This window comes from Tardiphaga sp. 768_D3_N2_1 (genome assembly GCF_052076105.1).
Classification (GTDB): domain Bacteria; phylum Pseudomonadota; class Alphaproteobacteria; order Rhizobiales; family Xanthobacteraceae; genus Tardiphaga.
This window is the reverse complement of sequence record NZ_CP197245.1, coordinates 1,118,615-1,140,215: the sequence shown is the minus strand read 5'-3', so window position 1 is coordinate 1,140,215 and position 21,601 is coordinate 1,118,615. Positions and strand designations below refer to the sequence as shown.

Here is a 21,601-nt window from a genome sequence, read left to right as displayed (position 1 = left end):
CCAGTGTCGCCCGCGAAGGATTGATCCATGGGAATTCTCGCAGCATTGCTGATTGGTGCCATTGCCGGCTGGTTGGCCGGGTTGATCGTTCGTGGCGCCGGCTTCGGCCTGCTCGGTAATATCGTGATCGGCATCATCGGCGCACTGGTCGCCGGCTGGCTGCTGCCGCGCCTGGGTGTGAGCCTTGGCGTCGGGGCGATCCGCGACATCGTCAACGCCACCATCGGCGCGGTGATCGTGCTCGTCATCCTGTCGCTGATCCGGCGCTGACGTCGCCTCCCCTCACTCTGCGATCGCCTACCGCGATTTCCATCATTTTCGGCGGCGCGCGTCCGCGCGACAAGAACAAGGCAAAGTCTCCATGAAGTTTACTGGCACTGAAAACTACGTCGCGACCGACGATCTCAAGGTTGCGGTCAATGCCGCCATCGTGCTCGAACGCCCACTGCTGGTGAAGGGCGAGCCCGGCACCGGAAAGACCGTATTGGCCGAAGAAGTCGCCAAGGCGCTGGGCTCACCGCTGCTGACCTGGCACATCAAGTCGACCACAAAGGCACAGCAGGGCCTGTACGAATATGATGCCGTCTCGCGCCTGCGCGACAGCCAGCTCGGCGATCCCCGCGTCTCGGACATCGGCAACTACATCAAGCGCGGCAAGCTGTGGGAAGCTTTCACCCACGCTGAACGACCGGTGCTGCTGATCGACGAAATCGACAAGGCTGATATCGAATTCCCGAACGATCTTCTGCTCGAACTCGACCGCATGGAATTCCATGTTTACGAGACCGGCGAGACCATCAAGGCGTCAAAGCGCCCGATCGTGATGATCACATCGAACAACGAGAAGGAATTGCCCGACGCGTTCCTGCGTCGTTGCTTCTTCCACTACATCAAGTTCCCCGACATCGACACCATGAACCAGATCGTCGAGGTCCACTTCCCCGGCATCAAACATCGCCTCGTCGCTGAAGCGATGCGTATTTTCTTCGAGGTGCGCGACGTGCCCGGCCTCAAGAAGAAGCCATCGACGTCGGAACTGCTCGACTGGCTGAAGCTGCTGGTCAATGAGGACATGTCGCCGGAGATGCTGCGGGAGCGCGACCCGCGCAAGCTGATCCCGCCGCTGCATGGCGCGCTGTTGAAGAACGAGCAGGACGTGCACCTGTTCGAGCGGCTGGCGTTTTTGAACAGGCGGGAAGTCTGATCCACCGTCGAGGTATACAGCCTTCACGGAAAACCGCCCTTACGGGCGGTTTTTTAATACCTATTCCGCAAATATTAACCGATTTCAGTATACATAAATCGGTTCTCGTCCCCAGTTTATTGGAGTATCGTCCCTTCAACTGCCGCTCCTGTATACAGACAGGACTCAAGAACTGCGCATGGAGGAACACGATGCCCGCTTCATTCCCGCTGAACGCCTGGTACGCCGCCGCCTGGGATGCCGACATCAAGCACCAGCTTTTCCCGCGCACGATCTGCGGCAAGCATGTGGTGATCTACCGACGCTCCGATGGCGGCGTCAGCGCGCTGGAGGATGCCTGCTGGCACCGATTGGTGCCGCTCTCCAAGGGACGCCTCGAGGGCGACACGGTCGTCTGCGGCTATCACGGCCTGAAATACAACGCGCAGGGCCGCTGCACTTTCATGCCCTCGCAGGAGACCATCAATCCCTCGGCCTGCGTGCGCTCCTATCCCGTGGTCGAACGGCATCGCTTCATCTGGCTGTGGATGGGCGACCCGGCGCTGGCCGATCCCGCTTTGGTGCCCGACATGCACTGGAATGACGATCCGGAATGGGCCGGCGACGGCAAGACGATTCATGCGAAGTGCGACTACCGCCTCGTGGTCGACAACCTGATGGATCTCACCCACGAAACCTTCGTGCACGGCTCCAGCATCGGCCAGGACGACGTCGCTGAATCTCCTTTCGATGTCACCCATGGCGACAAGACCGTGACCGTGACGCGCTGGATGAAGGGCATCGAGGCGCCACCATTCTGGGCCGCGCAGTTGCAGAAGCCCGGCCCCGTCGATCGCTGGCAGATCATTCACTTCCAGGCGCCGAGCACGGTGAATATCGATGTCGGCGTGGCACCCGCCGGCACCGGCGCGCCGGAAGGCGATCGCTCGCAGGGCGTCAACGGCTTCGTGCTCAACACCATGACACCGGAAACCGAAACCACCTGCCACTATTTCTGGGCCTTTGTGCGCAACCACCGCATCACCGAGCAGAAGATCACCACGGAAATCCGCGAAGGCGTGTCCGGCATCTTCCGCGAGGACGAGATCATTCTCGAAGCGCAGCAGAAGGCGATGAACGAGAACCCCGATCGCGTGTTCTACAACCTCAACATCGATGCCGGCGCCATGTGGTGCCGGCGGGTGATCGACCGCATGGTGGCGAAGGAAACTACGCCGCCCAAGATGCAGGCTGCGGAGTGAGACCATGAGCGAACGCGATACCGAGCGCTCCATCTCACAGACCGTCCGTGCGCAGCTGGCACTGCGCGACATGATCCTGTCCGGCACGCTGCGCCCGGGCGAACGCATCAGCGAATTGCAGGCTGTCGATCTCACCGGCGTCTCGCGCACCCCGGTGCGCCTCGCACTGGTGCGGCTGGAGGATGAAGGCCTGCTGCAGGCGATCCCGTCCGGTGGCTTCATGGTGAAGGCGTTTTCCGAGCGCGACATTCTCGACTCCATCGAACTGCGCGGTACGCTGGAAGGCCTCGCTGCCCGCTTCGCTGCCGAGCGCGGCGCCAGCGCCCGCAATCTCGAGCCACTGAAGGAATGTCTGTCCGATCTGGATCAGCTTGTGCGGCAGGATCCGATCTCGGTCGAAGCCTTCTCGGCCTATGTGACGATGAATGCGCGTTTCCATGCGCTGCTGACCGACCTTTCCGGCAGCGCGCCGGTGATCCGGCAGATCGATCGTGTTTCGGCGATGCCCTTCGCCTCGCCGAGCGCCTTCGTGATGGCGCAATCGGCACTGCCGGAAGCGCACAACATTCTTCTCATCGCGCAGGAGCATCACCGCATCGTCGTCGATGCCATCGAAAATCGCGAAGGCGCGCGCGCCGAGGCGATCATGCGCGAACACGCGCGGCTCGCCGTGCGCAATCTGCGGCTGGCACTGCGCAACCGCACGCATCTCGATTTGCTGCCTGCGCTGGCACTGCTGACCTCGACGCCGGCGGATTGACGGAGACCTTATCATGCGTTTTGCAGAACACTGGATGGGATGCCGCGTCGAGGCCACGCGCAATGTGGCGCCGAATATCCGCGAGATCACGCTGAAGCCGGACACACCGCTGCCGTCCTACCCTCTCGGCAGCCACATCAATGTCAGCCTCCTGATCGATGGCCAGCCACAGACGCGGTCCTATTCGCTGGTGGGAGAACGCCGCAACGAGTTGCTGCGCATCGCTGTGCGGCTGGCACCGGATAGCCGCGGCGGCTCCAAAGCAATGTGGGCACTGCAGACCGGCGCGCGGCTGGAAATCTCCAGCCCGTCATCGCTCTACGACATCGACTGGAATCGCGGGACATACTGCCTGATCGCCGGCGGCATCGGCATTACGCCGATCACCGGCATTGCCGCAGCGCTCCACAGCAAAGCCATCGATCTGCAACTGCACTATGCCGTGAAGGCCCGCAGCGAAGCCGCCTATCTCGATGAATTATCGACGCTGCTCGGCGATCGCCTGACGGTTCACTCCAGCCATGAAGGCGCGCGACTGGATTTCGCCGCGACCTTTGCCGCCTTGCCTCCGGATGCCATCGTCATCCTCTGCGGCCCGATGCGCATGCTGGAAGCAGCCCGGCGCGAATGGAACGCCGCCGGGCGCGCGCCCGCTGATCTGCGCTATGAAACATTCGGCTCCAGCGGTCTCCTGCCAACCACAGAATTTCGCGTCCGGCTGAAGGACAGCGGTGCCGAGATCGTGGTGCCGCAAAGCCGCTCGATGCTGGCAGCGCTCAACGACGCCGGCTTCGAGGTGATGTCTGACTGCGAACGCGGCGAATGCGGGGTCTGCGCTATCGACGTTCTTGCCGTCGATGGCGAAATCGATCATCGCGACGTATTCTTCAGCGATCATCAGAAGCGCGGCAACACGAAGATCTGTCCCTGCGTCTCGCGCGTCGTCGGCACGGTGACGGTGGATACGCTGTACCAGCCGGACGCTGCCTGACCGTCAGCGTTCACTGCGCAGCGACGCGATCATCGAGATGATGGCGAGCAGGATCACCACCGCGCCATAGACATAGGCCACGACGGCCAGTCCGGCATATGGCACAGCCACGCCTGCAGCGAGTGCAGGCAGGCTGAAGGCCAGATAGGACAACACATAGAACGCCGCCAGCAAACCGGCGCGCTGATGCGCTTCGGCCGTCGGCAGTAACGTGCTCAGCGAGCCAGCGAAGGAAGCACCGAAGCCAAATCCGGCGATCACCGAACCGGCGAACAGGATCGCGACGCTGTGCTGCCAGATGCCGAGCAGCGAGACGAGGACGCCCAGCGACAGTACGGCGGTGCCAATCATCAGCAACCGCCGTGCCGGAAGCTGTCGGAGCGCGGCAACAGTGAGCGCTGCCGACAACATCAGCGTGGCAACAACAACACCACCGACCCATGGCGCGGAGACGCCCATCGTTGTCGCCACCACCGTGGGCATCAAGGACAGAGAGAAGCCGCCCAACGCCCAGGTGGCGACAGTGGCCGGCGCAACGCGCAGCAGCGCGGCGCGCGATTGCGCGGGCACGCGCACATGCGGTCGCAGCGAGGCCAACGCACCCGATTTACGCGAGACGGTCTCCGGCATCACGAACAGCAGGACAATCATCACGGCCGTCAGCGCGAACAGAACCTCATAGACCAGATGCAGCGGATCGGGCGCGAAGGTGACGAGCGCCGCCGCGCCAAGCGCGCCGACCATCAGGCCAAGAAACGCCGTGACGCTGTTGAGCAAGGGTCCGCGCTTGCGATCGGTATCGAGGATCGCAGCGCCCAATGCTGTTGTCGCCGTGCCGACGCACAGCCCCTGCACGGCACGCGCAAGGATCAATTGCCCGACATCGCTGGCATAGGAGAACAGCACCATCGCAATGGCATTGATCAGCAGGCCACCGAGAATGACCGGACGGCGTCCGACATAATCGGACAGACCGCCGACGGTCAGCAGCGCGGCCAGCAGGCTGATCGCATAGACCGCGAACACCAGCGTGATCATCAGCGGCGAGAGGTGCATCGATTGCTGGTAGAGCCGGTACAGCGGCGTCACCGCGCTGCTGCTGGCCGCGACCAGTGCCGCCCCGACGAAACTGAATGCCGTCATGGCCGACGGCTTCAACACCCAACCGGCCCTACTGGGTGACGCTTGAGCATTGGAAACACACGTCTTTTCGAGGCTGCCTTGCATAGCTCGTTCCTAAAAGCTAAATAATTGCATTAGGCATCTAGGTTGCCCGAGACCTTAATGCAAATATTTTGCGTTAAGAATCTCATTTTTGCACATGGCAGGACTGCCGGAGAGCGAAGTGACGGTGAAGGAACGGGTCCGGATTGGTGGACGCAGCGCGCGTATTCAGAACGCCGTGCATGATGCTGTCCGCAAACTGGGCGCTCTTTCCACCCGAAACCAGATCACGGTGCCGCAGATTGCGGCCGAGGCCGGCGTCACGCCCTCCACCATCTATCGCCGCTGGGGTGACCTGCAATCGCTGCTCGCCGACGTCGCCGTGGCGCGGCTGCGGCCGATCGGGGAGCCCGACGACACCGGCGCCATCGAATCTGACCTGCGGGCCTTCATCGAGCAATATGCGGAGGAAATGTCATCTCCGGTCGGCCGCGCGCTCCTGCGGGACGGCACATTGGAGGCAGCTGAGGGCCAGTCCTGCGTTTGCTGCAGTTTCACCAATGACCATCTTACGACCCTCAACAAGCGGGCCAAGGCGCGCGGTGAAACACCGTTCGACATCAATGAAGTCATCGATCATGTTGTCGCGCCTATCGTCTATCGCATCCTGATCAGCCAAGAGCCGCCGACGCCGGACTATTGCCGGAAATTGATCGACCGGATTTATCCGCCTGCAGGAGCGTGACGCTTTATCCCTCATGGTGAGGAGCGCGCTGCTTGCGCGCGTCTCGAACCATGAGCTGTTCATCAGATCTCCATCCTTCGAGACGCGGCCGAGAGGCCGCTCCTCAGGATGAGGACGGAGTGCAGGTCACTACCGCGGCTTCTCGTCCAGCTGATAGGTCAGATGCGCCTTCACCGTCGGCCATTCGCCGGGCAAGATACTGTAGACAACCGTGTCGCGCAGCGTGCCATTCGGCGCAATCTGGTGATTGCGCAGGATGCCGTCCTGCTTGGCGCCGAGCCGCTCGATGGCGCGACGGGACTGGTGATTGAAGAAATGCGTGCGGAACTCCACCGCGATGCAATCCAGCTTCTCGAATGCATGCCCGAGCAACAGCAGCTTGCACTGTGTGTTCAGCGCAGTGCGCTGGACCCATTTGCCATACCAGGTCGAACCGATCTCAACCCGGCGATTGGCGGCATCGACGTTCATATAGGTCGTCATGCCGGCGATCTTGCCGTCGGCATCCTTCACCGTGAATGGCAGCATTGCGCCTGACGCCTGCAATGAAAGCCGACGCTCGATCTCGGCGCTCATTTTTTCGGGCGTCGGGATGGCTGTGTACCAGATCTTCGAGAGGTCGCCTGACTTGGCGGCCTCGATCAGGCCATCGCAGTGTTCCTTGGCGAGAGGTTCAAGCCGGGCGTGAGGTCCACTGAGCGTAACGGGTTCAAGCCACGGCATCGATAATCCTTCGTGCTACTTGTTGAGAAAATTCAGCGGCAGGCCACCGCGCGGCCAGTCCATCGCGATCAGCTCGCCCTTGCCTGACAGCGTGATATAGGCCGTCTTCAGCTCGGGGCCGCCGAATGCGATATTTGTGGTGACGCGGTCGCCAGTGGGTATCTGTTCCACCAATTTTCCATCCGGCGCAATCACCGAGATGCATCCGCTGACCAGCGTTGCGACGCAGACATTGCCGGAGGCTTCGACCGCGAGAGAATCGAACATCTGGTAACCGCCAAGACCCGCGATAGGTCGCCCGCGCTCGCCGCGATAGATCACATCAACCGGCTTCACCTCACCGGGCGCACCGATGTCATAGGCCCACAGGCGTCCGGTCGGGGTCTCGGCGATATACATGGTCTTCTCGTCGGGCGAGAGGCCGATACCGTTGGCTGGCAGCACGCCGATCACCTGCTCGGTGATCTCCGTCATGCCGGGCTTGATGTAATAAGCGCCGCCGACATCCATGTCGCGGGCGCGACGCTTGCCGAGCTCGCTGAACCACAGCCCGCCCTGCTTGTCGAAGACGAGATCGTTCGGGCCTTTGAGGTTGTGCTCGCCGCATTTGGTGAACAGGGTCTCGATCTTGCCGGTGGTGAGGTCGACCCGCTGGATCGAGCCGCCGATATATTCATGCGGCTCCGGCGCATGCGGCATCAGCATGCCGCGCGACGGCACCCAGCTGAACCCGCCATTGTTGGTGATGTACATCTTGCCGTCAGGGCCGAGCGCTGCGCCGTTCGGGCCACCCGGGATTTTCGCGACCACTTCCTTGCGGCCATCGGGCCAGACTCGCGTCAGCTGCTGCGCGCGGATCTCGACCAGGACGACAGACCCGTCAGGCATCACCACCGGGCCTTCGGGGAATGCGAGATCGGTGGCAAGGACGCGGATGTTGGGGCTGGACATGGAAACTCCCTGACATTTTCTTGGTTTGTTATCGCACCTTGGGCGGGTGACGCAGCGTGGCCGAAGTAGAGCAAACATGTCCGCCGCTGCCAAGCCGCGCAAATGCATGGCCACTTGCGTGGAATTTCCATTCGGCTTTAGCTGCGACCAACGAAAACACTAAAGCCCAGGGAAGCCCGATGCCGATCAACACCGCAGTTGCACCTGAAACCGATGACGAAGTGCTCTACTCTGTCGCCGATGGCATCGCGACCGTCAGGCTCAATCGCCCGCAACGGTTGAACACGATCTCCCGCGAGATGCTCTCGCAGCTCAGCGAGATGTTTCTGAAAGCCGATGCCGATCCCGACGTGCGCGTGATCATCCTGACGGCCACCGGCCGCGCCTTCTGTGCCGGACTCGACATGGCCAGCGCCACCAAGGGCACTGGTATCGGCTCCGCCAATGACGCCAACAACAGCCGTACCACGCTCGATCTCAAGACTGCGCCTCCGATCGTGATGTTCAACATGGAGAAGCCGACAATCTGCGCCATGAATGGCGCCGCTGCCGGCTATGGCATGGACGTCGCGCTCGGCTGCGACATCCGCATCATGGCGGAAAGCGCGAAGTTCGCCGCGGCCTTCGTCAAGCGCGGCGTGGTGCCAGAATCCGGCGGCACCTGGTTTCTGCCGCGCATGATCGGCTGGGCGAAGGCCGCCGAGCTGATCTTCACCGGCCGCACTTTGTCAGCGCGCGAGAGTCTGGAGATGGGGCTCACCAATGAGATGGTTGATGATGCCGAATTGATGACACGCGCCAATGCCGTCGCTGCCGAGATTGCCGCCAATGCACCGCTCGCAGTTCAGGCGGCCAAGCGCATGATGCGTTCGGGTCTGTCGGAGAGTTTTGGCGACCACGTCCATCACGTGTTCCTGCAGTTGCTGCCACTGTTTCGCACAGCGGATTTTCGCGAGGGCATGGCGTCGTTTCTCGAGAAGCGTCCGGCCAAATTCACCGGCAACTGAGCGCAACGCACAAACATCGATGCAGCGTTGTGCGCCGCGTCACGCTTTGCTGACTGAGTCAGCTTTCCAACTTCAGGGCTTGGTGCATACTCCCGCATTCGAGCCGCATCACAAAAACCTGCGTAGACGGGCCGATGCGGTTGATCGAACCACAGGGAGGACACTTGACCATGCAGCATGACTGGAAGGTTCTGCGAGCGACTTTGCTCGCCAGCGTTGTCGTCGCACTTACGTCCACTGCAAGCCACGCCCAGAAGAAATACGACACCGGTGCCACCGATACCGAGATCAAGATCGGCAACATCATGCCGTATAGCGGCCCGGCTTCCTCCTATGCGACTATCGGAAAGACCGAGGCCGCCTATTTCAAGATGATCAACGAGAAGGGCGGCATCAATGGCCGCAAGATCAACTTCATCAGCTATGACGACGGTTACAGCCCACCGAAGACGGTGGAGCAAGCGCGCAAGCTGGTCGAGAATGACGAAGTTCTGTTCATCATGAACCCGCTGGGCACGCCGGGAAACACGGCGATCCAGAAGTACATGAACACCAAGAAGGTGCCGCAGCTGTTCGTCTCGACGGGCGCCGCGAAATGGGCCGATCCGAAGAACTTCCCATGGACCATGGGCTGGCAGCCGAGCTACCAGGCCGAGGCACGCATCTACGCGCAATACATCATGACGAATCATCCCGGCAAGAAAGTCGGCGTGCTCTATGCCAATGACGACTTCGGAAAGGACTACATCATCGGACTGCGTGAGGGCTTTGGCGACAAGGCCAAGGACTACATCGTCTCTGAGGTGCCCTACGAGACGGCCTCACCGACGGTGGATTCCCAGATCGTGCAGATCAAGGCGGCCAATCCGGATGTCTTCATCAACATCGCCACGCCAAAATTCGCTGCCCAGGCGATCAAGAAGGTCGGCGAAATGGGCTGGAAGCCCGTTCACATCGTCACCAATGTCTCGGCATCTGTCGGCAGCGTCATGAAGCCGGCCGGCTATGCCAACTCGCAAGATGTGCTGAGCGCGGCCTATATGAAGGATCCGAAGGATCCGACATGGAAGAACGATCCCGGCATGCTGGAATGGTCGGCCTTCATGGACAAATACTATCCCGAAGGCGACAAGGAAGACGGCGCCACCGTGTTCGGCTACGGCGTGTCGCAGGGCATCGTCCAGGTGCTCAAGCAATGCGGCGATGACCTCACCCGCGAAAATATCATGAAGCAGGCGGCGAGCCTGAACATGGAGATCGGCATCTATCTGCCGGGTACCAAGATCAAGACCAGCCCGACCGACTTCAGCCCGCTGGAGCAGTTGCAGATGCAGCGCTTCAAGGGGGAAAGCTGGGAGCTGTTCGGTCCGCTGATGTCCGGCGAGAAGAACTCGTAAGCGATACGCTCCGGCGTCCCCTCTCCTGAGCCAGAGGGGACGCACGCGTTCTTAGCCACGCGCTCTCGTTGCTGGCCCCCTCTCCTCAATCGTGCATACTCGACGCAAGCTGCAGCGATTGGTGGTCTATCCAGATAGACCGCACTGCGGAAATAAGTAACGTCAGAGGAAACGATGTTCAGGACATTGCCTCGCGGGATGACTCTCGCACTCTCCGCGCTCATGTTCGGCTCGCTCGCTACGCCATCTCACGCGCAGAAGAAATACGATCCGGGCGCCAGTGATACCGAGATCAAAGTGGGCAACATCATGCCCTATAGCGGGCCGGCATCCTCTTATGCCTCGATCGGAAAATCCGAAGCGGCCTATTTCAGGATGTTGAACGATCAGGGTGGCATCAACGGCCGCAAGATCAATTTCATCAGCTATGACGATGCCTACTCGCCTCCGAAGACGGTGGAACAGGCGCGCAAGCTGGTCGAGAGCGACGAAGTGTTACTGCTGTTCAATCCGCTGGGGACGGCGACCAATTCCGCGATCCAGAAATACATGAACATCAAGAAGGTGCCGCATCTCTTCGTATCGTCCGGCGCCTCGAAATGGGCCGACCCAAAGCACTTCCCGTGGACCATGGGCTGGTCGCCCAGCTACCACAATGAAGGGCGCATCTGGGCCGCGTGGATCCTGAAGAACCATCCCGATGCCAGGATCGGCGTGCTGTTCCAGAACGACGACATGGGAAAGGATTATTTCAGAGGCGTGCGTGAGGGGCTCGGCGACAAGGCCGACAAGATGATCGCGGTGCAGGCGAGCTTCGAGACCAGCTCGCCCACGGTGGATTCACAGATCGTCCAGATCAGGACCGCCAATCCCGATGTATTCCTCAATATCGCCTCGCCCAAATTCGCCGCGCAGGCGATCAAGAAGGTGGCGGAGCTGAACTGGAAGCCGGTGCAGATGCTGGTGAATGTCTCGCAGTCGGTCGGTTCTGTGATCAAGCCCGCCGGCTTCGACAATGCGCAGGGCGTGATCAGCGCGGCCTATATGAAAGACCCCACCGATCCGCAGTGGAAGGATGATCCGACCATCAAGGAATGGCTCGCCTTCATGGACAAATACTATCCCGACGGCGACAAGAACGACATCTACACGCTGTACGGCTTCGGCATTGCGCGGACGCTGGCGCATATCCTGGAACGTTGCGGCGACACGCTCACGCGGGAAAATGTGATGAAGCAGGCCACCAGCCTCGATTACGAGGTCGGCATCTTCCTGCCCGGTACCCGCGTCAAGACCAGCCCCACCGATTACAGCCCGCTGCAGCAATTGCAGATGATGCGTTTCAAGGGCGAACGCTGGGAACTGTTCGGACCCGTGCTGAGCAGCGAGTAGGACGGGACCGCCCTACTTCGCCGCATCCTTGGCTGGCGCTGGCACATCCTTGGCCGCCGGCGCGTCTTTTGCGGCAGCCGGAGCGTCCTTCGCAGCCGGCGCCGGCTTCTTCTGCGCCGCCTGCAACTCCTCCACCATCTTCCGCAGAGCGGCAACTGTCGCCTTCAGCTCTTCGATCTGCCTATTGGCCGCATCCAGCCGCTGTTGCTGATCCAGCCGCAGCTTGCCCAGCGTCTGCTGCAGGAAATTGACGTTGCTTTGCAGGCAGCTGGTGCGGCGCTCCATGGTTTTTTCGACCGTGCAGATCTCGATTCCCGGCACATCCTGCGCCTGCGCCTTGGCGGCGCCCAAAATGGTCAGCAAAGTCATCGCAAGGATTGTTCGGCCGCGCATCGTTTTCCCCATCATGTCCGTCATGCCGCCAAGACCAAGCGGTGCTGGCGCCCGGCTGTCAACCAGGTGTGATGGGAACGAAGAAGATGTCCGGCCGTTCCTTGGACCGGAGCACCTCATGGCGACGCGTGAACGACGGCTGGCCGAATTCGATGGCCAGGGCGATCCTGAGCCTGATCAGGCGGTGCAAGTGTTATGCGAAGACCACAGCGGCACCTATCAACTGCCCTTCCCTTGCGTCTTCACAGATGGCGAATGGCGCAATGCCGAGACGGGCAGCATGGTTGAGGCACGCGTAGTCGGATGGCGACTGCCACGTACAGCGTGATGGCCGTGTGCCTGCTTTAGGGCTCCCGGACGACGGGTTTACTCGTACAGATACCCGACCGGCTTTCCTTCGGTCCGCAAGGGGCGAATATCTTTCTGTGTGATGATCTTGGCCGCCAGGCCATCGATTTCGTCACGTTGCGTCGGCGTCCAGCTTCGAAGCTGCTCCATGCCTTTCAGCAGCCCAAGCCGGAGGACCTGCGTATTTTCGCCCATACCGATGAGGCTGGTCGAATTCTTGCCCGCGGTCACGACATCACCGGCCGCTAGTTCGAACGTCTTTCCCGCACTATCCCTGAATTCAGCCGTACCGCGAATGACGCGATAGATGACAACCTCTCCCTTCGCGAAAGAGGCGGTATCCACGGCTGCCGAGGAACTCTTCGGCAAAAGCGACTTGCCATGCGGATCGGTTGCGATGATGTGACCGGTGACAAGATGGCCACTCGGAATCTCGATTCCGATGTCGCGCACGTAAACGGGCATGGTCGATTTGACGACACTGCCAGTCAGCGGCTTGAAGAGTGCATCCAGCGCCAGCGGATCCTGAAGCCAAAAGCCCGCATCGCCCGGGCGATCATGCAGCGCGTGGGTCCAGGCCACACGAGGCGTCTCGGCTTCGTTGATCTGGTCCGGACCGACGATTGTCGGGTTCGGGAAGGTCGTCGGATCGGTCACGAAGGCTTCGAGAAACTTGCCGGAGTAGCCCATGGATAACGCATCGGGCACCACCGTCTGCGGCGTCTTCAGGTTCTCCTCGGTGGACAGACCTGACCAAGTATAAAACAGCTGGCGATGCACGATCGCGCTTTGCAGCATTACTGCGCCTGGACCGACATAGTACACACGGCCATCATAGTCGAAGGTGAACATCCCCGACGTGACCAGCACGAGTTGGAATCCACCCGGTGGAAGGTGAAGATGGAAATCGGTAGGGCCGGTGTCTTCACGATAGATCGGCAGATTGGTCGCGACTTCATGGAGCAGGAAAGTTTCGTTATTGGCGTGAAAGCCTTCATTCGCGCGGCTATAAAGTGCCTGCGGGCGATAGGTCGCCTCGTATGTCGTATCCTTGTGGCGATCGATCGCGACGAAATCCCCATGATTCAAGCGGAGAGGATCGCCGTTCGGGTGCTTAAGCCCAGGCCATTTGAGATCGATCGCAGCATGTACATTCATGGGATCCTCCAACGTATTCAAAACACCCGGGGACCGAACTGTGATTGGCGTGCAATCGATCGGCAGCCAACGCAATGCGGCTCGCGAGAAATTGCTGCTATGCGAAAATCGCGCCAGCTGACGTCAAAGGCGTTTTGATACCAATCGCGCTCGTTGGCAGGTGATCTGGCGGCCAAACCGCCGCCAATCCCCGGCGAGCGCTACAATTTCTGGATACAAGTTGAGCAGGCCCTGCCTGATCCGTGAGCCGGCGTAGCGTTGCCGAACTATCAATCAGTACTCGACCTCGAGCTCTTCGATGTCGGCAGGCTCCTGCTTTGCTGCAGCAATCCATTCCTGCATTTCTGGCAGGTTCATGACCGTGCTGGCATAGGCTGATAGCTGCGGATCGAGCTTGACGTCGTAGGTCACGAAGCGCGTCACCACCGGCGCATACATGGCGTCGGCCATGCTGCGGGTGCCGAACAGGAACGGTCCGCCCGACTTCGACAGGCACTCACGCCAGATCGTGCAGATGCGATCGATGTCGGCTTGCGCCCGCGACCAGACCTTGAAGTTGGGAAAATGCCCCTTGATGTTGACCGGCAGCGATGCCCGCAAGGTCGTAAAGCCGGAATGAATTTCACCGCAAATCGAGCGGCAATGCGCCCGTTGGATGCGGTCCGCCGGCAGCAGCATTGCTTCCGGCATGATCTCGTTGAGATATTCGGCGATGGCCAGCGTATCCCAGACCACCGCCCCCTCGTGGCGCAGGCAGGGCACCAGGATCGACGAGGACAGCAACAGGATCTCGGCCCTGGCAGAGGCATCGTCCGGCGCTGTAACGACTTCGTCGAACTCAAGACCCGAGAATTTTGTCAGCAGCCACCCTCGCAATGACCACGACGAATAGTTCTTGCTGCTGATGGTGAGTGTCGCGTTGGCCATGACTTATCCCCTTACGCCCGAACCCAAGGCAGCCCATCAGCCCTCGGGGTAACCGGGTCCCGGCTGCCCGTTGCTTGTGCTGCTTTAATTTTGTTCAGCAAACCACGTGCCAGTTTTCCAGACGAATTGACTCTTCTCTGGCTTCAATATTGCATAGCAACGAAGCAGGGATAGCTCCGGATGATGTCAATGATGTATCAGGCCTACCAGAATCACATGGATCTGACAGCACCTTGGCGCACCGGTGCGTCTGCCGCATTGAAATACCTCAATCTCGTCCCGGCCGGCACGTCCGAAAAACTGTTCGGCCGCCTTGCGGCTGCGCTTGAGCTGATCTCGCGCTCCGCCCTCACCTATCATCGGCCCGAATTTGACATCGGCAAGGTGATGGTCGGTAACGACGAGCATGAGGTGACGGAAGAAGTCACTTTCAAGACGCCGTTCGGATCGCTGCTACACTTCAAGAAAGAGAATGCGCCGGAGCAACCGCGCATGCTGCTGGTGGCGCCGATGTCCGGCCACTTCGCGACGCTGCTGCGCGGCACCGTGAAGACCCTGCTGCAGGATCATGACGTCTATATCACAGACTGGCACAATCCGCGCGACATACCGCTCAATCAGGGCAAGTTCGGCCTCGACGAATATACCGAGCACCTGATCACATTCATGAATGAGCTTGGACCGCGTTCGCACATGGTCGCGATCTGCCAGCCGTCCGTGTCGGCGCTAGCCGCGGCAGCTATCATGTCGGAAGACAATCACCCCGCGCGCCCGGCAAGCCTGACGCTGATGGCGGGCCCGATCGATACGCGCATTCAGCCGACCAAGGTCAACGAGTTCGCCAAGAGCAAGTCGTTGAAGTGGTTCGAAGACAACATGATCAACTACGTGCCGTTCCAGTGCAAAGGCGCGTTCCGGCAGGTCTATCCCGGCTTCATTCAGCTGACTGCATTCGTCTCGATGAATCTCGAGCGGCACATCAAGTCGCATGTCGATCTCGCCAATCATCTCGCCAAGGGCGAGACCGAGAAGGCGGAGGTCATCAAGACGTTCTACGACGAATATTTCGCCGTGATGGATCTGCCCGGAGAGTTCTATATCGATACCATCCGCGACGTATTCCAGGAGCACCTGTTGCCGCAGGGCAAGCTAACCTACAAGGGCCGGACCGTGAACTGCGCCTCGATCAAGCGCATGGGGCTGATGACGGTCGAGGGCGAGAAGGATGATATCTGCTCGATCGGCCAGACTTTGGCAGCCCAGGATCTGTGCACCGGCGTGCGGGCCTACCGCAAAGTCCATCACATGCAGGCCGGCGTCGGCCATTACGGTGTCTTCAGCGGACGCCGCTGGAACAACGAGATCTACCCGCTGTTACGTGATTTTGTTCACGTGAATTCCTGAAACCCTGCGTTGTATACAAATAGTCGGGCGCTTCACCCAAATTGGTGAAGCGAATGTCGCAGGAATAACCTACGTCGATACCGGGGAATCGTTTAGCGGCCGCGTCAGCAGCATGACAGCGGTTTCTTATTACCGCTTCGGCGGACCGTGTATTGACGACTGCACGATTTTTCACCGGGCATACTACGGATCAAGGCCGGCCATCGTGCCGGCCTTTTTCGTGGATTTTTCAGGCGTCCCGGTCCGGGATCAATTGAACTCGCGGCTGGCCCAGAAGCCGAACCAGATCCACCTGCCGATCGACGCCAGTTTTCAAGAAAACGGATTTCAGCTGGGTCCGCACGGTATTCAAGCTGACGCTCTGCATTTTCGAGATGGAGTCGACCGAGTTGCCATCGATCAGAAGGCTGGTGATCCGCGCTTCGGCCGGCGTCAAATCGAACAGAGCCTGCAGAAGTTCCGGACCCGGGCTGCGCTGCTGGGTGATCGGCGTCAGGAACAGGATCGAGACAGCGCCCGCGAAAACATCGAGGCCAGCCAGACGGAGCGGCAGCACATGCGCGATCAAAGGCGGGCTCTCGTCGACGCCTGCAATGGGAATGGATCGGCCCGTCTTGGCCAGAGATACGGGCTTGGCGAGCGCCTCCAGGAACAGCGTGTTGGCGGTCGGAGAGCTGAATTGCACCTGATCCTGCGCGCCCACACTAACCGTAGCCGTGCTGGCAAGGAAACCGGGATTGGTTGCCACCACCCGTCCCGTCTGCGTTAGCGCCGCAGCGGGCAGCCCGATCATCTCCAGCGTTGCGACAGCAGTGCGTGCGCGTTCGAAACCGAGGCGCCCGGCCAACACGGCAGCTCGCGCCAGATGCGGGCGAAGCTGGTCGAATTGCTCCGCAATTGCCCGAGGAACCGGCCCCTTCGCAAATGCCTTCTCAACCGACAGGACAAGCATGTCTCCTGACGGCGATCTGATCGAAGTGCCAACGCACCAACCGAGCCCCCCGGGCCGCAGCAAATCCCGATAAAAGCTCTCATTATCGAGCTCTTCCAGCGTGAAGCGGTCGAGATCGGTCAAAAACCGCGGCTCCGTGTTCGGGATCAATCGCTGAGCGCGCGGGTTGTTGTGAGCGAAGGGCCCCTTCGTCCAGCGATCAATTCGTTCGCGAATCTTTTCCGACGACATCCAGCGAGGCGTGCCCGGCGCCACCGCAAAGATCAGCGAACCTTCCGCGTCGGCAATCTCCGCAAGCCGGTCGAACACCTGTGGCCAACGCTCCGGCACAATCCCGGCTTCATAAATTTCATCGACGAGCGCTTCAAAGTCCACGGACGTATCCAGCAAAACGGTTCACGGCGGCTCGCGTCTCGGTCATCACGGTCAGAAAGCAGCGCCCCATCACGCAACACCGCAGACACCAGACTATTCCCGAGGCCATTCGGAAATCTGTGGTCGCGATGCTGATGTGCGCGAAATGCCACTTTCGCCAACCGCCGTTCGGGAGGCGAATGGCGTTGTCTCCGCCTAACTAGACCGGTCCCGTGCTGCTCGCCAGTGTAAAGCGAGAAGTTTTACGCCACAGGCGTTTTTGCTGGCGGCAACTCCCGCGGCAAAATCAATGCGGCGACGATCACCAGTGCCGACAAGGCGGCAAAGGCGTGCAACATCATGATGAAGCCACCCTGCTCGTACAACCAAGCGACAAGCCCGACCGAGGCTCCCGCTGCGGTGAAGCCAACGAAATAACGCACGGCATAGGCGCGTGACCGCCATTCCTCGCTTGTATACTTGCCGACGATCGCCTCATTGACGGTGATCTGCCCGAACAGACCAATGATGATTCCGATCGCGACGATGATCAGTGAGACATTCGATTGCGACGCGGCGAAATACAGGAACGGCGCAAGCACCAGCGACAACGGAACGCTCACTGCCTTCAGCGAGTGCTTATCGATCAGCTTGCCGATGTTGTACTGAGTTGCCGCGCCGAAGACGTAAACGCAGGCGGCAATGATGCCGAGCAATGCCGGGCTGTTCGTCATGTCGGACAGACGCTCAGCAAACAGTTTTGGCAGTGCGACGGTGATGGCGTTGAACACGGTGGAGATCGCGACCACCGTGACCAACAGCGCAAGGATCACACGCCACATGTCGGACTTCGCGACGCGCGCTTGCGCCGCGGCCTGTTTGAATCCCGAGCGATCTTCATGCGCGACCTCACGCATGAAGACGACACCAACTGCAATAGTGACGAGACCCGGAATGATGAAGGCCCAGCGCCAGCCGAGGAACTGACCGAGCACGCCGGTGATCAGTGCGGAAGATGCCACGCCGAAATTGCCGAACACGCCATTGATGCCCATCGCACTGCCGAGCTTGTCGGCATAGGAGACGATCATCGCGGTACCAACCGGATGATAGATCGACGCGAACAGGCCGACCGAGAACAGCGCCGCGCCGAGCTGCAGCGGCGTCTGCACCAGACCGACAGCCATCATCGACAGGCCGATGCCATAGAAGAAAATCACCATCATGTGGCGACGGCTCCAGCGGTCCCCGAGCCAGCCGGTCACCAGCGAGCCGGCCCCAAATGCCATGAAGCCCGGCGTCGCATAGGGCAGCAACTCCGTATAGGTCTTGCCCATGGCCGGGCCCATTACGAGCACCGCCGCCGCAAAGATCAGCATCGCATAGTGGTCGATGAAATGGGCGACATTAACGAGGGTGATGACCCGGCTGGGGACGTTCATGAATCGATTCCTTGGCAACCTTGGAATGCCGTTATATGAGCTTGCTCTAACGGGATGTTGCCAATGAATGTCGCCGAACCGCCAATCCTGGACTTGTCCGAACGCCGGCGCTCGGCGATCGACGGCGTCCACATCCTGGCGACGCGCTATCGCAAGGGCATCCGGCTGGACACCCATGCCCATCGCGAGGCGCAACTTGTGTTCGCCGCCGCGGGCACGATGCAGGTCACGACTCCAAAGGGCCGTTGGCTGGTGCCACCGGACCGCGCCGTCTGGGTGCCGGCCCACCTACCCCATGCCATCGACGTGCTGGCCGACATCGAGATGCGTTCGCTGTATTTCAACGTCGATTGGCTGGCGCCGGATCGACGCAATGGCGATCTCGCAGCGGAGTTCGTGGTTCGCGTCTCGCGCCTGTTGCACGAGTCGATCCTGGCGCTATTCGATGGGCGCGATGACGTCGCGCGCAATCAGCTATTGATCGAGATTGCGATGCTCGAACTGCATCAGGCAGGCGATCCCGCGACGTTCATGCCGCTGCCGCAAGAGCCGCGCTGCCGACGCGCGGCAGAGCTGGTGCTGGCCGATCCGACACAGACTTACGAGATCGAAACATTGGCGCGTGCCGTTGGCACGTCTGCACGCACATTATCGCGGCTGTTTTCGGCCGAGACGCAATTGAGCTTCAAGAGCTGGTGTCAACGCGCGCGGATCGCAGAAGCGATCGAACGACTGTCGGTGAACCGCAACGCATCGGTGAAACAGCTTGCTGCCGATCTCGGCTATGCCAGTTTCTCGGCGTTTTCGCACGCATTCCGGCAGGTGACGGGCAAGAGCCCGACAGAGTTTATCGAGGCCAAGTAGCGCCGCTTAACGCGGCACTACCGCAGTCGCCTCGATCTCGACGCGCGCAGCGAGTTCGACCAGACGCACGACCTGCACCAGCGCCATGGCCGGATAATGTGCACCGAATATCTCGCGATAGGCCTGACCGAGCGCTTTCAGATTGCCGAGGTATTCTTCCATATCGACGACGTACCAGGTCAGCCGCACGAGATGCTCGGGCTTGGCGCCACCTTCGGCAAGAATGTCGGAAATATTCTGCAGCGCCTGACGAACCTGCGAAACGAAATCAGGCTTCAGCTTCTCCTCGGCATCCCAGCCGATCACGCCGCCGGTGACGACAATGCGGCCATCGGCCGTCATGCCGTTGGCATAGCCCTTGGGCATCGGCCATCCGCTCGGCTGCAGCACACGCACGCCCGATGGCGAGCTATCTGCCTTCGCGCTTGGCACTACCGTCAATGTCGGCCCCTTTGGTGCAGTCACCGGGCAATACTCCTCAAATCAATCTGTCGATGTCACGCTGCGGCGACGGATGCAGTCTCCGCAGCCAACTTACGCAGCGCAAAGCGCTGCAGCTTGCCAGTCTGTGTCTTCGGCAACTGCTGCACAAACTCGATCGCACGGGGATATTTGAACGGTGCGATCTCGCGTTTCACGTGATTCTGCAACTCGCTCACCAGCGCATCGCTGCCAACAACGCCCGGCGCAAGAACGACATAGGCCTTCACGATCATGCCGCGATCAGCATCCGGGCAACCGACGACACCCGCCTCGACGACGGCTTCGTGCGTCAGCAGGGCGGCTTCGACATCCGGCCCGGCGATATTGTAACCGGACGAGACGATCATGTCGTCGGAGCGGGACTGGTACCAGAAGTAACCGTCTTCATCCATCACGAACGTGTCGCCGGTCAGGTTCCAGCCGTTCTGGACATATTTGGTCTGGCGCGGATCGGACATGTACTTGCAGCCGGTCGGGCCCCGCACCGCAAGACGGCCCATGGTCCCGGGCGGCACATCATTGCCGTTGTCATCGACGATCTTGGCCTCATAGCCCGGCACTGGCTTCCCGGTGGAGCCGGGCCGGATTTCTTCTTCAATGGCGCAGATGAAGATGTGAAGCATCTCGGTGCCGCCGATGCCGTCCATCAGCTTGATGCCAGTGGCCTTCAGCCATGCATCGTATGTGCCCTTGGGCAGCGTCTCGCCAGCCGACACGCATTTGCGCAGCGACGACAGATCGTATTTCTCGATCTTGCCGAGAATGGCGCGATAGGCCGTCGGCGCCGTGAAGCAGACCGTGACCTTGTGCTTGGCGATCTCCAGCGGGAGGTCGTCCGGCCCGGCCTTTTCCGGCACGACGAAGGATGCGCCGATATGCAGGGGGAACAGCACGCCGCCGAAACCGAAGGTGAAAGCGAGCGGTGCCGAGCCGATGAATCGATCATCCGGCGAAGCACGCAGCACATTACGGGCGAAGCCGTCGCACACCGCGAGCATATCGCGGTGAAAATGCATGGTGCCCTTGGGATCGCCCGTTGTACCCGAGGTGAAGGCGATCAGGCAGATGTCGTCGGACGCCGTATCGATCGCCTTGAATTCGGGGCTGGCATCGGCAATCAGCGCTTCCAACGAGTCATCCTTGCCGGTGCCCCAGTAGACGACGCGCTTCATCTCCGGAGCGCTGATGACAGCCTTGTCGAGTTCATCGGACAGCTTGCCATCGCACAAAGCGAGCGAGATCTTGGCCTTCTGGATCGGATAGATCAATTCCTTGGCGCGCAGCAATGGCATCGTGGCAACGCAGACGCCACCGGCCTTGATGATGGCGAGATAGGTCGCAACCATCATCGGATTGTTGGCGGAGCGCAACAGCACGCGGCCACCAGGAACGAGGCCAAGCTTGCTCACCAGCACATTGCTGATCTTGTTCACGAGCTCATAGAGCTCACGATAAGTGTAGCTCTCGTTCGGACCAAACATGCAGGGTGCGTCGCCCCGCCCCTCTTCCACCCAGCGGTCGAGAAACGGTACCACGCAGTTGATGCGATCAGGATAGTGAAACTCGGGGCGCGTGAAGGTGAATTCCGGCAACTGGTCGGCGGGCGGCATGTTGTCCCACGCGAACGTATCGATATGCGCCGTATAAGGCTTTGTCAGCTGCGTATCAGCGGCCATCGCAATGCTCCTGTCACGTCAGATG

22 protein-coding genes are annotated in these 21,601 nt (G+C 60.5%); 12 read left to right on the top strand and 10 right to left on the bottom strand.

What is annotated here, in order from left to right:
- The first annotated feature begins 27 nt into the window (after positions 1–27).
- The 5 genes from AB8A27_RS05250 to AB8A27_RS05230 all read left to right on the top strand — a co-directional run bounded on the left by AB8A27_RS05250 (position 28) and on the right by AB8A27_RS05230 (position 4,196).
- The gene (locus AB8A27_RS05250; protein ID WP_092150889.1) at positions 28–270 is read left to right on the top strand and encodes a GlsB/YeaQ/YmgE family stress response membrane protein; all 243 of its coding nucleotides are present in this window, start codon (positions 28–30) and stop codon (positions 268–270) included.
- A 91-nt stretch (positions 271–361) separates the two neighbouring features.
- Positions 362–1,204 carry an AAA family ATPase gene (locus AB8A27_RS05245; protein WP_441240993.1) on the top strand — a complete coding sequence of 281 codons (843 nt, stop codon included), beginning with the start codon at positions 362–364 and terminating at the stop codon, positions 1,202–1,204.
- A gap of 191 nt (positions 1,205–1,395) precedes the next feature.
- Positions 1,396–2,445 carry an aromatic ring-hydroxylating dioxygenase subunit alpha gene (locus AB8A27_RS05240; RefSeq protein ID WP_439093984.1) on the top strand — a complete coding sequence of 350 codons (1,050 nt, stop codon included), beginning with the start codon at positions 1,396–1,398 and terminating at the stop codon, positions 2,443–2,445.
- 4 nt (positions 2,446–2,449) lie between these two features.
- Positions 2,450–3,205: a GntR family transcriptional regulator gene (locus tag AB8A27_RS05235; protein ID WP_441240992.1), complete on the top strand. Its 756-nt coding sequence runs from the start codon at positions 2,450–2,452 to the stop codon at positions 3,203–3,205.
- A gap of 13 nt (positions 3,206–3,218) precedes the next feature.
- Entirely contained in the window at positions 3,219–4,196 is a 978-nt protein-coding gene (locus AB8A27_RS05230; protein ID WP_441240991.1) for a PDR/VanB family oxidoreductase, read from the top strand.
- A gap of 3 nt (positions 4,197–4,199) precedes the next feature.
- Here the strand turns inward: AB8A27_RS05230 and AB8A27_RS05225 are convergent, their stop codons facing one another.
- On the bottom strand, positions 4,200–5,339 hold the full coding sequence (locus AB8A27_RS05225; RefSeq protein ID WP_441240990.1) for an MFS transporter: 1,140 nt from the start codon (positions 5,337–5,339) through the stop codon (positions 4,200–4,202).
- A 202-nt stretch (positions 5,340–5,541) separates the two neighbouring features.
- Between AB8A27_RS05225 and AB8A27_RS05220 the strand changes: the two genes are divergently transcribed.
- Complete coding sequence (locus AB8A27_RS05220) at positions 5,542–6,105, top strand: TetR/AcrR family transcriptional regulator (protein WP_441244831.1); 564 nt, start codon at positions 5,542–5,544, stop codon at positions 6,103–6,105.
- A gap of 129 nt (positions 6,106–6,234) precedes the next feature.
- Here AB8A27_RS05220 and AB8A27_RS05215 read toward each other — a convergent pair whose 3' ends face one another.
- Both AB8A27_RS05215 and AB8A27_RS05210 read right to left on the bottom strand, forming a co-directional pair.
- Positions 6,235–6,828 carry a GNAT family N-acetyltransferase gene (locus tag AB8A27_RS05215; protein WP_092150870.1) on the bottom strand — a complete coding sequence of 198 codons (594 nt, stop codon included), beginning with the start codon at positions 6,826–6,828 and terminating at the stop codon, positions 6,235–6,237.
- A gap of 15 nt (positions 6,829–6,843) precedes the next feature.
- On the bottom strand, positions 6,844–7,779 hold the full coding sequence (locus AB8A27_RS05210; protein WP_441240989.1) for an SMP-30/gluconolactonase/LRE family protein: 936 nt from the start codon (positions 7,777–7,779) through the stop codon (positions 6,844–6,846).
- A gap of 179 nt (positions 7,780–7,958) precedes the next feature.
- Between AB8A27_RS05210 and AB8A27_RS05205 the strand changes: the two genes are divergently transcribed.
- From AB8A27_RS05205 to AB8A27_RS05195, 3 genes are all read left to right on the top strand, one after another.
- Positions 7,959–8,786 carry an enoyl-CoA hydratase/isomerase family protein gene (locus AB8A27_RS05205; protein ID WP_441240988.1) on the top strand — a complete coding sequence of 276 codons (828 nt, stop codon included), beginning with the start codon at positions 7,959–7,961 and terminating at the stop codon, positions 8,784–8,786.
- Between the two features lie 170 nt (positions 8,787–8,956).
- Complete coding sequence (locus AB8A27_RS05200) at positions 8,957–10,183, top strand: ABC transporter substrate-binding protein (RefSeq protein WP_092150864.1); 1,227 nt, start codon at positions 8,957–8,959, stop codon at positions 10,181–10,183.
- 198 nt (positions 10,184–10,381) lie between these two features.
- Positions 10,382–11,575, top strand: a complete 1,194-nt coding sequence (locus AB8A27_RS05195; protein WP_441240987.1) for an ABC transporter substrate-binding protein — start codon at positions 10,382–10,384, stop codon at positions 11,573–11,575.
- 12 nt (positions 11,576–11,587) lie between these two features.
- Here the strand turns inward: AB8A27_RS05195 and AB8A27_RS05190 are convergent, their stop codons facing one another.
- Positions 11,588–11,968 carry a hypothetical protein gene (locus AB8A27_RS05190; RefSeq protein ID WP_441240986.1) on the bottom strand — a complete coding sequence of 127 codons (381 nt, stop codon included), beginning with the start codon at positions 11,966–11,968 and terminating at the stop codon, positions 11,588–11,590.
- 118 nt (positions 11,969–12,086) lie between these two features.
- On the opposite strand from AB8A27_RS05190, the gene AB8A27_RS05185 reads away from it, so the two are divergent.
- Positions 12,087–12,296, top strand: a complete 210-nt coding sequence (locus AB8A27_RS05185; protein ID WP_068732192.1) for a hypothetical protein — start codon at positions 12,087–12,089, stop codon at positions 12,294–12,296.
- A gap of 38 nt (positions 12,297–12,334) precedes the next feature.
- Here the strand turns inward: AB8A27_RS05185 and AB8A27_RS05180 are convergent, their stop codons facing one another.
- Positions 12,335–13,474: a hypothetical protein gene (locus AB8A27_RS05180; protein ID WP_441244830.1), complete on the bottom strand. Its 1,140-nt coding sequence runs from the start codon at positions 13,472–13,474 to the stop codon at positions 12,335–12,337.
- A 273-nt stretch (positions 13,475–13,747) separates the two neighbouring features.
- Complete coding sequence (locus AB8A27_RS05175) at positions 13,748–14,401, bottom strand: glutathione S-transferase family protein (RefSeq protein WP_115033821.1); 654 nt, start codon at positions 14,399–14,401, stop codon at positions 13,748–13,750.
- A gap of 180 nt (positions 14,402–14,581) precedes the next feature.
- Here AB8A27_RS05175 and AB8A27_RS05170 point away from each other — a divergent pair, with 180 nt between their 5' ends.
- Positions 14,582–15,805, top strand: a complete 1,224-nt coding sequence (locus AB8A27_RS05170) for a polyhydroxyalkanoate depolymerase (RefSeq protein ID WP_092150851.1) — start codon at positions 14,582–14,584, stop codon at positions 15,803–15,805.
- Positions 15,806–16,034: 229 nt separating this feature from the next.
- On the opposite strand, the gene AB8A27_RS05165 is transcribed toward AB8A27_RS05170, so the two are convergent.
- Both AB8A27_RS05165 and AB8A27_RS05160 read right to left on the bottom strand, forming a co-directional pair.
- Entirely contained in the window at positions 16,035–17,132 is a 1,098-nt protein-coding gene (locus tag AB8A27_RS05165) for a helix-turn-helix transcriptional regulator (RefSeq protein ID WP_441240985.1), read from the bottom strand.
- Positions 17,133–17,374: 242 nt separating this feature from the next.
- Positions 17,375–18,553: an MFS transporter gene (locus AB8A27_RS05160; RefSeq protein WP_441240984.1), complete on the bottom strand. Its 1,179-nt coding sequence runs from the start codon at positions 18,551–18,553 to the stop codon at positions 17,375–17,377.
- A 63-nt stretch (positions 18,554–18,616) separates the two neighbouring features.
- Between AB8A27_RS05160 and AB8A27_RS05155 the strand changes: the two genes are divergently transcribed.
- Positions 18,617–19,417, top strand: a complete 801-nt coding sequence (locus AB8A27_RS05155; RefSeq protein WP_441240983.1) for an AraC family transcriptional regulator — start codon at positions 18,617–18,619, stop codon at positions 19,415–19,417.
- Positions 19,418–19,423: 6 nt separating this feature from the next.
- Here AB8A27_RS05155 and AB8A27_RS05150 read toward each other — a convergent pair whose 3' ends face one another.
- Complete coding sequence (locus AB8A27_RS05150; RefSeq protein ID WP_441240982.1) at positions 19,424–19,882, bottom strand: RidA family protein; 459 nt, start codon at positions 19,880–19,882, stop codon at positions 19,424–19,426.
- Between the two features lie 32 nt (positions 19,883–19,914).
- Positions 19,915–21,582, bottom strand: coding sequence for a benzoate-CoA ligase family protein (locus AB8A27_RS05145; protein WP_441244829.1), 1,668 nt, complete (start codon positions 21,580–21,582; stop codon positions 19,915–19,917).
- Positions 21,583–21,601: the final 19 nt, after the last annotated feature.